General features: G+C 59.2%; 15 protein-coding genes. 7 read left to right on the top strand and 8 right to left on the bottom strand.

The window, feature by feature from the left end:
• Nucleotides 1–5: 5 nt before the first annotated feature.
• Nucleotides 6–425 (bottom strand): organic hydroperoxide resistance protein, encoded by a 420-nt coding sequence (locus ACYZT8_RS20530; protein WP_010461312.1) that lies wholly within the window; start codon nt 423–425, stop codon nt 6–8.
• Between the two features lie 84 nt (nt 426–509).
• Nucleotides 510–710, bottom strand: a complete 201-nt coding sequence (locus ACYZT8_RS20525) for a hypothetical protein (RefSeq protein ID WP_461975453.1) — start codon at nt 708–710, stop codon at nt 510–512.
• A 228-nt stretch (nt 711–938) separates the two neighbouring features.
• Here ACYZT8_RS20525 and ACYZT8_RS20520 point away from each other — a divergent pair, with 228 nt between their 5' ends.
• Complete coding sequence (locus tag ACYZT8_RS20520; RefSeq protein ID WP_461973989.1) at nt 939–2,207, top strand: IS110 family RNA-guided transposase; 1,269 nt, start codon at nt 939–941, stop codon at nt 2,205–2,207.
• 110 nt (nt 2,208–2,317) lie between these two features.
• On the opposite strand, the gene ACYZT8_RS20515 is transcribed toward ACYZT8_RS20520, so the two are convergent.
• A complete protein-coding gene (locus ACYZT8_RS20515) occupies nt 2,318–2,779 on the bottom strand; it encodes a MarR family winged helix-turn-helix transcriptional regulator (protein WP_461982563.1) in 462 nt (153 codons plus the stop codon).
• 69 nt (nt 2,780–2,848) lie between these two features.
• Complete coding sequence (locus tag ACYZT8_RS20510; RefSeq protein ID WP_461975451.1) at nt 2,849–3,805, bottom strand: LysR family transcriptional regulator; 957 nt, start codon at nt 3,803–3,805, stop codon at nt 2,849–2,851.
• Between the two features lie 124 nt (nt 3,806–3,929).
• On the opposite strand from ACYZT8_RS20510, the gene ACYZT8_RS20505 reads away from it, so the two are divergent.
• Nucleotides 3,930–4,664, top strand: a complete 735-nt coding sequence (locus ACYZT8_RS20505; RefSeq protein WP_461982561.1) for a sulfite exporter TauE/SafE family protein — start codon at nt 3,930–3,932, stop codon at nt 4,662–4,664.
• Here ACYZT8_RS20505 and ACYZT8_RS20500 read toward each other — a convergent pair.
• Nucleotides 4,654–5,508, bottom strand: a complete 855-nt coding sequence (locus ACYZT8_RS20500; protein ID WP_461975449.1) for a LysR substrate-binding domain-containing protein — start codon at nt 5,506–5,508, stop codon at nt 4,654–4,656. The two genes, ACYZT8_RS20505 and ACYZT8_RS20500, sit on opposite strands and share 11 nt — an antisense overlap.
• Before the next feature lie 96 nt (nt 5,509–5,604).
• Here ACYZT8_RS20500 and ACYZT8_RS20495 point away from each other — a divergent pair, with 96 nt between their 5' ends.
• Together ACYZT8_RS20495 and ACYZT8_RS20490 are read left to right on the top strand one after the other, a co-directional pair.
• The gene (locus ACYZT8_RS20495) at nt 5,605–5,820 is read left to right on the top strand and encodes a DUF1127 domain-containing protein (protein ID WP_461975447.1); all 216 of its coding nucleotides are present in this window, start codon (nt 5,605–5,607) and stop codon (nt 5,818–5,820) included.
• Between the two features lie 64 nt (nt 5,821–5,884).
• Nucleotides 5,885–7,093 (top strand): winged helix-turn-helix domain-containing protein, encoded by a 1,209-nt coding sequence (locus tag ACYZT8_RS20490; RefSeq protein WP_461975445.1) that lies wholly within the window; start codon nt 5,885–5,887, stop codon nt 7,091–7,093.
• Nucleotides 7,094–7,201: 108 nt separating this feature from the next.
• Here ACYZT8_RS20490 and ACYZT8_RS20485 read toward each other — a convergent pair whose 3' ends face one another.
• Nucleotides 7,202–8,548 carry a class II 3-deoxy-7-phosphoheptulonate synthase gene (locus ACYZT8_RS20485; RefSeq protein WP_461975443.1) on the bottom strand — a complete coding sequence of 449 codons (1,347 nt, stop codon included), beginning with the start codon at nt 8,546–8,548 and terminating at the stop codon, nt 7,202–7,204.
• A 149-nt stretch (nt 8,549–8,697) separates the two neighbouring features.
• Here ACYZT8_RS20485 and ACYZT8_RS20480 point away from each other — a divergent pair, with 149 nt between their 5' ends.
• The gene (locus ACYZT8_RS20480; protein WP_461975441.1) at nt 8,698–9,453 is read left to right on the top strand and encodes a spermidine synthase; all 756 of its coding nucleotides are present in this window, start codon (nt 8,698–8,700) and stop codon (nt 9,451–9,453) included.
• 138 nt (nt 9,454–9,591) lie between these two features.
• Here the strand turns inward: ACYZT8_RS20480 and ACYZT8_RS20475 are convergent, their stop codons facing one another.
• Complete coding sequence (locus ACYZT8_RS20475; RefSeq protein WP_461975440.1) at nt 9,592–10,383, bottom strand: crotonase/enoyl-CoA hydratase family protein; 792 nt, start codon at nt 10,381–10,383, stop codon at nt 9,592–9,594.
• 421 nt (nt 10,384–10,804) lie between these two features.
• On the opposite strand from ACYZT8_RS20475, the gene ACYZT8_RS20470 reads away from it, so the two are divergent.
• A complete protein-coding gene (locus ACYZT8_RS20470) occupies nt 10,805–12,478 on the top strand; it encodes a DEAD/DEAH box helicase (protein WP_461955053.1) in 1,674 nt (557 codons plus the stop codon).
• A gap of 243 nt (nt 12,479–12,721) precedes the next feature.
• Here the strand turns inward: ACYZT8_RS20470 and ACYZT8_RS20465 are convergent, their stop codons facing one another.
• Nucleotides 12,722–13,489: a DODA-type extradiol aromatic ring-opening family dioxygenase gene (locus tag ACYZT8_RS20465; RefSeq protein ID WP_461975438.1), complete on the bottom strand. Its 768-nt coding sequence runs from the start codon at nt 13,487–13,489 to the stop codon at nt 12,722–12,724.
• Nucleotides 13,490–13,592: 103 nt separating this feature from the next.
• On the opposite strand from ACYZT8_RS20465, the gene ACYZT8_RS20460 reads away from it, so the two are divergent.
• The gene (locus ACYZT8_RS20460; RefSeq protein WP_461975436.1) at nt 13,593–14,249 is read left to right on the top strand and encodes a thiopurine S-methyltransferase; all 657 of its coding nucleotides are present in this window, start codon (nt 13,593–13,595) and stop codon (nt 14,247–14,249) included.
• Nucleotides 14,250–14,266 lie beyond the last annotated feature (17 nt).

Below are 14,266 nucleotides of genomic sequence, written 5' to 3'. Positions count from 1 at the left end.
AGCGGTTAGACGGTAACGTGCAAGCGCACATCGACGTTGCCACGGGTAGCGTTCGAGTACGGGCAGACCTGGTGGGCAGCCTCGACCAGGCTTTGCGCGTCGGCTTGTTCAAGACCCGGCAGGCTGATGTGCAGGTCGATATCCAGACCGAAACCACCCGGGATCTGGCCGATGCCGACATGGGCGGTGATCGAAGCGTCGTTCGGGATGCTGCGTTTGGTCTGGCTGGCGACGAATTTCAGCGCGCCGATGAAGCAGGCGGAGTAGCCGGCTGCGAACAATTGCTCAGGGTTGGTCGCAGCACCGCCGGCACCACCGAGTTCTTTCGGAGTCGCGAGTTTGACGTCGAGGATGTTGTCACTGGAAACCGCACGACCGTCACGGCCGCCAGTGGAGGTTGCGATTGCGGTGTAGAGAGTTTGCATGGTGTGAGCCTCGTTTGGATTTGATTTTTTGCGCTAAATGTTTGCGCGCTAAGTAAGTGCGAGGTGAATGTATCGCGCAAATATTTAGCGCGCAATATAAATTTCTGAAAAAGTTTTGTCTTTCTGAAGGGTTTTGATTGGATGTGTTGAGTTAGAGCGGTCGCGGCAGGATTTTTCAGCGGAAAAATTTTTGAAGGTGTGAATCGAAATCAGCAGGGACACCACAAATCCCCTGTGGGAGCGAGCCTGCTCGCGATATAGGTAGTCCGTTCCTTTCTCTTCCATACTGACTTCGCTGGAAGTTCGCTGTCGGCGAGGAAGGAACATGCACCTGCGGGCTACGAATATGCTCGCGAAGCACTCGATGATTACGCCATCACCTTCGAGCCCACAGGTGCGCTTGCGCCCTCTAACGAATTCTCAGGGAAAGCCCGACACGGCTCTCTATATCGCCTTCGCTGGACGCAAGCATGCATGTCCCTGCATGTACTTTAGCGCCTGTGGAGGTGTTCCATGCAAACGCTCCTGTCTCAGAGGTTCACTGCTTATATCGGAATTGATTGGGCAGATGCCAAGCACGACATCTGTTTGCAGATAACTGGAGAGGCTCAGCGGAGTTTCGAGGTCATCGACCACAAGCCCGAGTCGATTGATCGCTGGGCCAAGTCGCTGCATCAACGTTACGGTGGCCCGATCGCGGTCGCCGTGGAGCTGAACAAAGGGCCACTGATAGCGGCTCTGCAAAAATATGAGTTTTTTTGTATCTTTCCGATCAATCCGAGCACCTTGGCCCGGCACCGTAAAACCTTCGTCCCCAGTGGCGCCAAGGATGATCCAACGGATGCTCAATGGGCGCTTGAGCTGTTGCTGAATCACCCAGAACGGTTTCCTCAACTGGTCCAGCAAAGCTCCGCCATGCGTTCGCTCGCCAGTCTGACCGAACATCGCCGTGGGCTGGTCGATGACCGGGTCAAGATCAGCAACCGTCTGGTCTGCATGCTCAAACAGTATTATCCGTTGGCTCTTGAGCTGTTTCATGACCATGACACGCTGGTTTTCTGTGAGTTTTTGGCGCGCTGGTCGACATTTGAAGTGCTTAAGCGCGCTCGGCCGGCCAGCGTTTTGAAGTTCCTTCACGCGCATAATGTTCGCCATGCTGAACTCAATCAGCAGCGTTTGGCGTTGATCACCAAAGCCATGCCGTTGACTGAAGATCCAGGCGTGGTCAGTCCTTCAGCGCTGTATGTGCTGGCCCTGGTCTCGCAACTGAAAGGGGTCATCACGGCGATCAAAGACTTTGATCGGGAGATCGAAAAAACCGCCAATACCCTGGCCGACTACCGCCTCTTCCAGGCCTTGCCCGGCGCGGGGCAGCAGCTTGCGCCACGGTTGATGGTGGCTTTTGGTGAGCAGCGAGATCGCTTCAAGGATGCCAGTTCGATGCAGCGATACGCCGGGATCGCACCGGTTACCGAACGTAGCGGCAAGAAAAAAGTCGTTCATTGGCGCTATCAATGCGCAACTTTTTTGCGCCAGACCTTTGTTGAGTGGGCTGCACACAGCATCAATCAATCGGTGTGGGCAGAAGCTTATTATCGCCAGCAAAGGGCCAAAGGCTGCTCTTACCAAGCCGCCCTCAGGGCCTTGGCGTTCAAGTGGATCCGGATCGTTTATCGGTGCTGGAAGACCAGCACCGTGTACGACGAAAAGGTTTATTTACAGGCCTTGCTCCGGCACGGCTCGCCGTTGACCAGCGAGCTGAACACAGCAAAATCGCGTTGACGGAAAGGCTCAGGGCGTGATGGCGGTATGTCAGTCAACATCAATGCTGAATGACACACTGCCATCCCGAGCAGGCTCGCTCCCACAGGGGATTTGTGGTGGTTGGAGGATTAGAGGCTGTCTTGGAGGTTGCTGCGCAGCACTTGCAGCTCCGCTTGCAGTTTCTGCAATCGCTCAAGCGTCATGCCGCTTGCGCCGAGGATGCACTGGGGCACGGTGCGCGCCTTGTCCCGCAAGGCACGACCTTGTTCGGTCAACTCGACAATCACCACCCGTTCATCCTCACGGCTACGGGTGCGACTGAGCAGTCCTTCGACCTCCAGGCGTTTGAGCAAAGGCGTCAGTGAGCCGGGGTCTGTCAGCAGTCGCGTGCTGATTTCGCCTACGGTCAAACCATCCCGCTCCCACAGCACCATCATCGCCAGATACTGCGGATAGGTCAGGCCCAGCGCTTGCAGCAGCGGCTTGTACACCTTGGTCATCAGCAGCGAAGTGGAATGCAGGGCGAAACACGCCTGGTTGTCCAGCAGCAGGTCGTCGCAGTTATCCGGGGTGTTGCGGTCGGTGTTCATTTCAAAGCCTTGATCAGTGATCTTCATGAATCTAGCGGGCGAATCTTTAATGCGCCAGATAATTCTCGCCTAGTGATGGACCAGCGTGTTTTGCAGGGCCAGATCCCACGGCGGAATGGGGCTGAATCGGGTTTTCAGGTATTCCAGCAGTAAGCGGCTGCGGGAATTGGGTTGTTGCGACAGGCGCAGCGCGTAGATGCCGGTGGTTTCCGGGGGTGGCAGGCCGTTTTCACAAAACAGGGGCAGCAATTCACCGCGCAACAGGTATTCACTGGCCAACCACGTGGGCAAATGCGCGATGCCCAATCCGGCCAGGGCACCGCAGACCAGCGCCTCGGCGTTGTTGGCGCTCATGCGGATTCGCGCCGGGCGATGCAGGTGCATGTGGCCGTCGCGTTCAAAGCGCCAGGCGAAGGGTGGGGCCAGGCCGTCCCAGTCGAGGCCGTCATGTTCGATCAACTGCGCCGGATCGGTCGGGACGCCGTGACGTTTCAGGTATTCAGGGCTGGCGCAGGCGATGCGCACCATACCCGCCAGCGGCGTGGCCACTAGCCGGGTGTCGGCCATTTGCCCGGCGCGCAGCACCAGATCAACCTTGCCGAGATTCAGCCCCTGCATGTCGACAAAACTGTCGATCAAGTGCAATTGCACGTCCAGGCCAGGGTAGAGCATCAGGAAGTCGGCGATCACCGGCGCCAGATGCCGTCGGCCGAACGCCGCCGGCGCATCAATCCGGATCAAGCCTTCCGGCGCGCTGCTCAGGGACACGGCTTCGGCGCGGGCCAGGCGCAATTCCGCCACGATCCGTCGCGCCCGTTCGGCAAACGCCAGGCCCGCGGGCGTCGCGCGCACGGCGTGGGTGCTGCGAATGAACAGTTGGCTGCCGACCGCATTTTCGAGACTGTCGATACGCCGCGCCACGGCCGAGGGCGTCAGCGGATGCCGGCGGGACGCCGCGGAAAAACTCCCGGTTTCCAGCACATCAAGGAACAGGTCGAGCTGATCGGTCAATTGATTGGGGTTCATGATTTGTCGGTGCTTGTGCGAAGTTGGCACAGCCATTGTGCGTTGCTGTGCGTTTCCCCGCCAGCCTCGACTGCGTAGGATGAATCATCTGACAAAAGGGAAATCGCCTGTGATTGAGTTCGTGATGTATCTGGCCTTTGGCGCAGCCCTGGGAACACTCGGCGGGATATTCGGCATTGGCGGTGGATTGATCGCGATTCCGTTGCTCGGTGTGTTGTTCGGTCTCGATCAGCAAATTGCCCAAGGTACGGCGTTGGTCATGGTGGTGCCCAATGTGATGCTGGCGTTGTGGCGTTATCACCAGCGCAACCGCATCGAAATGCATCACGCCTTGCCATTGGCCGCGATGGGTTTCTGCTTCGCCTGGATCGGCTCGATCTGGGCGGTAGGCATCGACGCGCAAACCATGCGCGTGGGGTTTGTCGCCTTCCTGATTGCCCTGTCGGCCTACAACCTTGTGCGCATGTTCACCGCCAACGCGCCGGCTTCTGCGCAGATGCGTTATTCCTGGCCATGGTTGGGCGTGCTCGGTGCGGCATCCGGCACCATGGGCGGGCTTTTCGGGGTCGGCGGTGCGGTCGTGGCGACGCCGGTGTTGACCAGTGTGTTCGGCACCACCCAGGTTGTGGCCCAGGGTTTATCCCTGGCTCTGGCGCTGCCCAGCACCGGTGTCACGCTGGTGACTTATGCGGTGCACCATCAAGTGGACTGGATGATCGGGTTGCCGTTGGCCGTCGGCGGATTGATGAGCATCAGCTGGGGCGTGAAGATCGCCCACGCCATGCCGGAGCGGCTATTGCGGGGGTTGTTCTGCGGTTTCCTGGTGCTGTGCGCGGTGATGCTTGCGTTTAAAGTTTGAAGCCTTCGACGATGTGCTCGGCCAGGCACTCGGTGATCGGTGACGGGTTGTGCAGGTTGCGCACCAGCATGATGCAGGCTTCCGGCAACAGCGGCAGGTCTTCGGCGGCGCCGAGGATGCGCATGTCCGGTGTGATCAGGCTTTCCAGTTGCGCGGTCACCGCGAGGCCCGCACTGACCACCGCCATCAACGCCGACAGGCTCGAACTGTTGTAGGCAATACGGTAATCGCGACCCATGGCGTCCAGCGCATTGCATGCCCACAGTCTGCAGAAACAGTCACTGTTGAACATCGCCAATGGCAGCGGCGTCTGCTCGTGGGCGCTGTAGCATTGTGCTTCGGCCCAGACGAATCGCTCCTTGCGCAGCAACTGGCCGATTTCAGTACCAGGCTCACGGGTGACGATGGACAAATCCAGGTCCTGGCGCTGCAACAGTTGCTTGGTTGATTCGCAGTGAACTTCGATCTGGATCAGCGGATAGAACTTGGCGAAGCGCGACAGGATCCCTGGCAGAAAACGCATCACGTAATCATCAGGCGTACCGATGCGCACGGTGCCGACCATATGCGGCTCGCGCAGGGTATTAAAGACTTCGCTGTGGAGTTTGAGGATGCGCCGCGCGTAACCGAGCAATACCTGGCCTTCGGCGGTCAACTTGACCTGACGTCCATCACGCTCGAACAGCTGGCGCTGCAACACGTCTTCCTCCAGACGCTTCATCTGCATGCTCACCGCTGACTGCGTGCGGTTGACCATTTCACCGGCACGGGTAAACCCGCCCTGGTCGGCGATGGCGACGAAGGTGCGCAGCACATCAGTATCGATACTTGGGTACGCCGACATCCATCAATCTCCGAGATGGTTACCATCAGAAACATTCGTTGGATTGATCTTAGCCTTGAGGCGAGACTTGAGCCATCCCTAAAGGAGGGCAACAAGATGAAAGGTCAACACGAGCATGTAACGGCAGAAAAATTCTCAATCCACGCGGTTTCCGATCTGCTGCACAAGTTTAGTCGCTGGTACGAACTTCACCGTGAGCGTGAGTTGCTGGCGAGCCTGAGCGACGAAGCATTGAAGGACATCGGCGTGAGTCGTGCAGATGTGGAAAATGAATCGATCAGACCGTTCTGGGACGATCCGATGCATAAATGATGAGGCCATTGCTACACAAACCCCTCTACGGTGAGGTAGGTTGCGAGCAGACAAGGAGATGCTCATGCCCGCAACAGTGTCCTTTACCCTCAAACAGGCTCGACGTCTGGCGCTGGCCGCCCAAGGGTTCAACGGGCGGCAACCGCCAGCGGCGATCAAACCGGTTCAGCTCAACCGGATGATCGAACGCCTGGGCATCCTGCAGATCGATTCGGTCAATGCGTTAGTGCGTTCGCACTATCTCCCCTTGTTTTCTCGCCTCGGCAATTACTCCTCCGATTTGCTCGATCAGGCTGCCTGGAGTCAGGGCCGACGTCGCACGTTGTTCGAGTATTGGGGCCATGAAGCTTCGTTGCTGCCCATGTCGATGTACCCGTTGATGCGTTGGCGCATGCAGCGTGCGACGCGCGGCGAAGACATCTATCAGCAACTGGCGCAATTCGGCCGCGAGCAGCAGGACACGATTCGCCGGGTGCTGGCCTCAGTTCAGGAACTGGGCGCACTGGGTGCCGGAAGCTTGTCGACCCGTCAGGAACGGGCAGGTCCATGGTGGGACTGGAGCGCTGAAAAACATGCGCTGGAGTGGTTGTTCGCCGCCGGAGAAGTAACGGTCGCCCGCCGCCGTGGATTCGAGCGGCTTTACGATCTGCCGGAACGGGTAATTCCTTCAGCGGTTCTGCAACAACCGTTGCTCAATGAGGCCGAGGCTCAGCGCGGGCTGTTGCTGCATGCCGCGACGGCATTGGGTGTCGGCACGGAAAAGGACCTGCGCGATTATTTTCGCTTGAACCCGGCAGACAGTCGGCCACGTCTGGCGGAACTGCTAGAGGCGGGTGAGTTGCTGGCCTGCGAGGTTCAGGGCTGGCGACAACCGGCCTATTGCTTGCCCGGGCCGAAAGTGCCGCGCAAGGTCGAGGCCAGTGCCTTGCTATCACCGTTTGATTCGTTGATCTGGGAGCGCAGCCGCACCGAGCGGTTGTTCGATTTCCGTTATCGACTGGAGATTTATACGCCGCAGGACAAGCGGGTCTACGGCTATTACGTGCTGCCGTTTTTGCACAATGAACGGATTGCCGCACGGGTTGATCTGCGCGCCGAGCGAGCGTTGGGCCGGTTGGCGGTGCATGCCGTTCATGAGGAGGAACCGGGGCTGGACGAAGAGGGGATGCTGGCGTTGGCGGTCAATCTGCGGCAGATGGCGGATTGGCTGGGGCTTGAGCAGGTTCAGCTGAATTGCCCGCGGGCGAGTGCGGCGCGGTTGCGGGTGGATTGAGTCCGATCATTCCCACGCTCTGCGTGGGAATGACTCTAGGGACGCTCCGCGTCCAGTGACGCAGAGCGTCACGGGCTGCATTCCCACGCGGAGCGTGGGAACGATCATTTAACGGCGGACTTGTTTCAAGGTCTCGGCGATCAAAAACGCCAATTCCAGCGACTGATCAGCATTCATCCGTGGGTCGCAATGGGTGTGATACCGATCCGACAACCCGTCTTCAGTAATCGGCCGCGCGCCACCAATGCACTCGGTCACGTTCTGCCCGGTCATCTCGATGTGGATACCGCCGGCATAAGTGCCTTCCGCTTCATGAACCTGGAAGAACTGCTTCACCTCACCGAGGATCTGCGCGAAGTCGCGGGTCTTGTAGCCGCTGCTGGCCTTGATGGTGTTGCCGTGCATCGGGTCCGAGCTCCACAGCACCTGCTTGCCTTCACGCTGCACTGCACGGATCAACGCCGGCAAGTGATCGCCGACCTTGTTTGCGCCCATCCGCGCAATCAGGTTCAAGCGGCCCGGGTCGTTGTCCGGGTTGAGCACGTCGATCAGGCGAATCAGGTCTTCCGGGTTCATGCTTGGGCCGACCTTGACCCCGATCGGGTTATTCACGCCGCGCAGGAATTCGACGTGAGCGCCGTCGAGTTGACGGGTGCGGTCGCCGATCCACAGCATGTGCGCCGAGCAATCGTAGTAATCGTTGGTCAGGCTGTCGCGGCGCACGAAGGCTTCTTCGTAGTTGAGCAGCAGCGCTTCGTGGGCGGTGAAGAAACTGGTTTCGCGAAGTTGCGGCGAAGTGTCCATGCCGCAGGCGCGCATGAAGGCCAGGGTTTCATCGATGCGATCGGCCAGGTGGCTGTATTTTTCCGCCAGTGCCGAGTTGGCGATGAAGTCCAGGTTCCATTTGTGCACTTGATGCAGGTCGGCAAAACCGCCCTGGGCGAAAGCGCGCAGCAGGTTCAGGGTGGCCGTGGACTGGTGGTAGGACTGCAGTAGACGCTCCGGGTCCGGCACGCGGCTTTTTTCGTCGAAACCGATACCGTTGACAATATCGCCACGGTAGGCGGGCAGGGTCACGCCGTCGATGGTTTCGTCGTTGGCCGAGCGAGGCTTGGCGAACTGGCCGGCCATGCGCCCGACCTTGACCACCGGGCAACCCGCGGCGAAGGTCATGACGATCGCCATTTGCAGCAGGACTTTAAAGGTGTCGCGAATTTTCGCAGCGGAGAACTCGGCGAAGCTTTCGGCGCAGTCGCCACCTTGCAGCAGAAACGCGCGGCCCTGGGTGACCTGGGCAAACTGACGGCGCAACTCCCGGGCCTCACCGGCAAATACCAGTGGCGGGTAACTCGCCAGGGTTTGCTCGACCTGCAGCAAATGCGCCGCGTCGGGGTAGTGGGGTTGTTGCTGGATCGGCAGGGCGCGCCAGCTGTCAGGGCTCCAGGGTTGGCTCATCACGGTCTCGGTTGTTTTACGCTCGGACGTTCATGTTATCAGCAAATTAGTGCGTGACCTGTTCCGGTTGCTTCGCGGACAATCGCGCCTTTGCCGCTTCATGTTGCGGTTTGTCGCGTTGCCGGACTCGGCGACGATCAGGAGACGAAATGACTGAGGAGCGCGTCGAGCATCTGCTCGCCGAGGTACAGGATGAGTTTGGCGTGATTCGCGTGCTGGAAGTGGCCGATTACCGTTTTCTCGAGTTCGGTGATGCCATCGAGCAGAGCTGCGTGTTCACCGCTGACCCGAGCTGGCTCGAGTACGATTACACCCGGGCGATGCTGATTGGCGCGCTGTGCCACGAACAGCCGGAAAGCGCACTGTTTCTCGGCCTCGGCGCCGGCACGCTGACCCAGGCGTGCCTCAAGTTTCTGCCGCTTGAAGATGTCGAAGCCATCGAGTTGCGCCCGGACGTACCGCGCCTGGCCATCGAATACCTTGGGCTGGATGACGATCCGCGGCTGTATATCCGCGTTGGCGATGCTCTGGAATTGCTCGATACCGCTGAACCAGCGGACCTGATTTTCGTCGACCTCTATACCGATGTCGGCCCGGGTGTCGGGCATCTGGCCTGGAATTTTCTGGAAAACTGTCAGAAGCGCTTGAATCCGGGCGGCTGGCTGGTGATCAATCAATGGGCGACCGACGACGGCAAACCGTTGGGCGCGGCGTTGTTGCGTGGCCTCTATCACCGGCACTACTGGGAGTTGCCAGTGAAGGAGGGCAACGTGATTTTGCTTGTACCTTCCGAGCTGGATCAGGAACTGGACATGGACGGGCTGATCTCCCGGGCTGAAGGGCTGGCGCCGCGATTGGGGTATTCGTTGCAGTCGTTGATCAAGGCGATTCGCCCGGCGACATGATGCGATGAGGTCTTGTGGCGAGGGAGCTTGCTCCCGCTTGAGTGCACCGCACTCACAAGATTTGCATTGATTGCGAAGATTTTGGGGCCGCTTCGCAGCCCAGCGGGAGCAAGCTCCCTCGCCACAAAAGCAAATCTGTCAGCAGCCCTTGAAGACCCCCGGCCGCTTCTCGATCATCGACCGCACACCTTCCTTGGCATCCTCACTGGCCAGCAACTTCTTCACCAACGGCGGCAACCCCTGCGCCGCAGCCGTTTCCCCTTCGTAACGGGCCTGCCGGGCAGACATCAACGTCGCTTGAACCCCCAACGGTGCCTGTCGGGCAATCCGCTCAGCCAATTCAATGGCCCGTGGCAGCAAATCCTCGCTGGCCATGACTTCCTGCACCAATCCCAGGTGCAAGGCATCGTGAGCATCGAATTCATCGCCGGTCAGCAGCCAGCGCATGGCATTGCCCCAGCCGGCGACTTGATGCAAACGCAACGTGGCGCCGCCGAAGGGGAAGATCCCGCGCTGCACTTCCTTTTGGGCAAACCGGGTGTTGCTGGCGCAGAGGTTGATGTCGGCGGCCAGCATCAGCTCGATGCCGATGGTCAGGCAGTAGCCTTGCGCGGCGACGATCACCGGTTTGCTCACCCGGGGGCCGGCAAACACGCCCCACGGATCGCAACCGCCGGGCGGTGCCTGCCAGCCTTCGGCCAGGGCCGCGCTGGCATTGATCAGGTCAAGCCCTGCGGTGAAATGCTCCCCATGCGCAAACACCACCGCCACCCGCGCCTCGCTGTCGGCCTCAAACTCGCCGTAGGCCAGGCTCAGTTCGTTGAGCAGGTCGAGGTCGAAGGCGTTGCGCTTGGCCACACGATCCAGGCCGATCATCAGGACATGGCCGTGTTTTTCACGGGTGACACGACTGGAGCCGGGCTGATTCATGGAGCATTTCCTCGGGCGGGAAGGGTGTGCCAGACCGAAGGTCTGCGTCACAAGGATGAACCGTTTTAGCGCCATCGCCAGCAGGGCCGGGCTTTTGAAAAATAGACCGTTGCACGATTATCCGCAAAGCCTGTGACACAACGGTGTATACGTCAGTTTTCCGACAAATAATGCTCCCTTTTTGGGCGAATTCCGGTATAGTGCGCGCCGGCCTTTAACCGGGCCGCGTTTAGGTAGCGCAATTTCCCGAAGTCAGCTTCGGCTGCACGTCCGCACAGCGGACTCTCCCTTGACGAATCTTTTTCATTCATTCGTTTTCGCAAATCCCCGCCGACAAAGCAGCCAGGGCGACTCTTGAGTCTTACACGGCATGCGCAGCTTTGGAGCATGGGTCTTTGCGGATGCACTTAGAGGCAGACCCATGACCCAGGAAACCGGCGGCTTCGCCGCTTTTAATCTTAATCCGAATATTCTTGCAGCCGTCATCGCGACTGGCTACGAAGAGCCTTCGGCTATTCAGCAGCAATCGATCCCGATCATCATGGCCGGTCAAGACATGATTGGTCAGGCGCAAACCGGTACGGGTAAAACCGCCGCGTTCGCCCTGCCGATCCTGCACCGCATCGATCCTGCCAAGCGCGAGCCGCAAGCCCTGATCCTGGCGCCAACCCGTGAGTTGGCGCTGCAAGTAGCAACCGCTTTCGAAACCTACGCCAAGCAAATGCCGGGCGTTACCGTTGTGGCCGTTTACGGCGGCGCCCCTATGGGTCCACAACTGAAAGCAATCCGTAATGGTGCACAGATCGTTGTCGCCACGCCGGGCCGTCTGTGCGACCACCTGCGTCGTGACGAAAAAGTCCTGTCGACCGTGAACCACCTGGTTCTCGACGAAGCGGACGAAATGCTCAAACTGGGTTTCATGGACGACCTCGAAGTTATCTTCAAGGCTCTGCCACCTACCCGTCAGACCGTATTGTTCTCGGCCACCCTGCCACAGTCGATCCGTGCCATTGCCGAACGCCATCTGCGCGATCCGCAACACGTGAAGATCCAGACCAAGACTCAGACCGTTACCGCGATCGAACAGGCTCACCTGTTGGTTCACGCTGACCAGAAGACCTCGGCTGTATTGAGCCTGCTGGAAGTGGAAGACTTCGACGCCCTGATCATGTTCGTGCGCACCAAGCAAGCGACCCTGGACCTGGCCAGTGCCCTGGAAGCCAAAGGCTACAAAGCCGCTGCGCTGAACGGTGACATTGCTCAGAACCAACGTGAGCGCGTGATCGAATCCCTCAAGGATGGCCGTCTGGACATCGTTGTGGCGACCGACGTTGCTGCTCGTGGCCTGGACGTTCCGCGTATCACTCACGTGTTCAACGTTGATATGCCTTACGACCCGGAATCCTACGTTCACCGTATCGGCCGTACTGGCCGTGCCGGTCGCGAAGGTCGTGCACTGCTGCTGGTGACTCCACGTGAGCGCCGCATGCTGCAAGTGATCGAGCGTGTAACCGGTCAGAAAGTTGCCGAAGTCCGCCTGCCGGATGCTCAGGCCGTTCTCGATGCCCGCATCAAGAAACTGACCAACAGCCTGTCGCCGCTGGTGGCTGATGCCGAATCGACTCACGGTGATCTGCTGGATCGCCTGACTGCCGACATCGGTTGCACCCCGCGTGCACTGGCCGCTGCTCTGCTGCGCAAGGCAACCAACGCTCAAGCGTTGACCCTGGCTGCAATTGAGAAAGAACGTCCACTGGTGCCGAACAACGCACCGCGTGGCGATCGTCCAGAGCGTACCGGTGATCGTCCGGACCGTGGTGATCGTGAGCGTCGTGCTCCGGTTCCATTGGCCGAAGGTCGTGCTCGTTGCCGTACCGCGCTGGGTGCGCGTGATGGTATCGCTGCCAAGAACCTGCTGGGCGCCATCCTCAACGAGGGTGGTCTGGCTCGCGAAGCAATCGGTCGCATCCAGGTGCGTGACAGCTTCAGCCTCGTCGAGCTGCCGGAAGATGGTCTGGAGCGTCTGCTGACCAAGCTGAAGGACACTCGCGTTGCCGGTAAGCAGTTGAAGCTGCGTCGCTATCGCGAAGATTGATCCGCTCTTGAGCTGATTGATCGAACATAAAAAATCCCCGACTGGTTCGGGGATTTTTTTGGCCTGCTGTTTGTGCATGGGCTGGAGACCGAGTGGGCCGCATCGTCGGAACGCCGCCCGGAGCCGGCTCGCTCCCACAGGGGATCTCTGTAATACACAGATATTGTGTTCACTGAAGATCTACTGTGGGAGCGAGCCGGCTCCGGGCGGCGTTCCGACGATGGGAGCGACTCGGTCTACCGGTCAGTCAAAGCGATAAATGTCCATCCCCAGCGCCCCCATTGTGAACCCTTGGTGCGCAATCCCGAACTCCCCCCCAGCCCCGCGAGCAAAGTACAACGGCAGCAAATGCTCATCGCTGGGATGGTTGCGCACCGCATTGGGCGCCTGTTGACGATAATCGTGCAGCGCGGTTTCATCGTTGGCCGCGAGTTTTTCAATCATCCAGTCGCGAAACGTCCTGGCCCACGGTTCGACGCTTTCCGGGCCGGCATGCCAGTCCAGTTCTCGCAGGTTGTGGGTGATGCTGCCAGAACCGATCAACAACACGCCGTGGTCGCGCAGGCTGGCCAGGGCGTGGCCGACCCGGGTTTGCAGGGCAGGGCCGCCACGGGTGGGCAGCGAGACTTGCACCACAGGGATGTCGGCCTGTGGGTACATCAATGACAACGGCACCCAGACCCCGTGGTCGAACGGCCGCTTGACATCGATGTGCGACGGCAGACCATCAGCCTTCAATAACTCCACAACCTCTGCCGCCAGCTGTGGATCGCCGGGCGCCGGGTATTGCACCTCGAACAAGGCCTTGGGAAAACCGCCAAAGTCATGCCAGGTTTCAGGCCGGGGATTGCCGCTGACCAGCAACTCGTTACTTTCCCAGTGTGCAGACACAATCACGATAGCTTTCGGTTTCGGTAATTCTGCGGCGAGGCGAGCCAGGGCGGGTCCGCTGGCGCCCGGTTCCAGTGCCAACATGGGCGAGCCATGGGATATGTACAGGCTGGGGAACATGAATGACCTCCTGAGGGGTAAGATGGCAGCATCTTCAGTCAGATCATTGATCTAAATCTAATATAAGTTTTAGGGTCTTTTGATCGAATTTTCGGGATTAATTATGCAGCCGGAGTTTTGGCACAAGCGGTGGACGTCGAATCAGATCGGCTTTCACCTGCCGGAAGTGAATCCATATCTGCAACGGTACTGGCCGCAGCTGGGCCTGGAGGAGGGTGCGCGCGTACTGGTGCCGTTATGTGGGAAAAGCCTGGACCTGCTGTGGCTGGCGAAATGCGGTCACGAAGTGTTGGGTATCGAGTTGTCGGAAAAGGCCGTGGAAGACTTTTTCCACGAGCATCAATTTGACCCGGATGTCAGCGACCAGGGCCCTTTCACGGTCTATCGTGCGGGTTCGATCGAGGTCTGGTGTGGTGATTTTTTCGCGTTGACGGCTGGCGATGTCGCCGATTGCAGTGCGCTGTATGACCGCGCGGCGTTGATCGCCTTACCGCCGACGATGCGTGAGCAGTACGCCGAGCATCTGAAGCGGATTCTGCCGAAGGATTCGCTGGGAATTTTGATCACCCTGGATTACGACCAGTCACAAATGGACGGCCCGCCGTTTGCCGTGCTGGATGATGAAGTGCAACGGTTGTTCGGGGCGACCTGGGAGCTGAAGGTTCTGGAAGACCAGGATGTGCTGGGCGAGAGCTGGAAGTTTGCCGAGAATGGCGTCACTCGGCTTGAAGAGCGGGTTTATCGGGTTTCCAGCCATTAAGATGTGTTGATTTTGCT

The organism is Pseudomonas sp. LB3P93, assembly GCF_054898025.1.
This window is presented reverse-complemented; position numbering and strand designations above follow the sequence as displayed.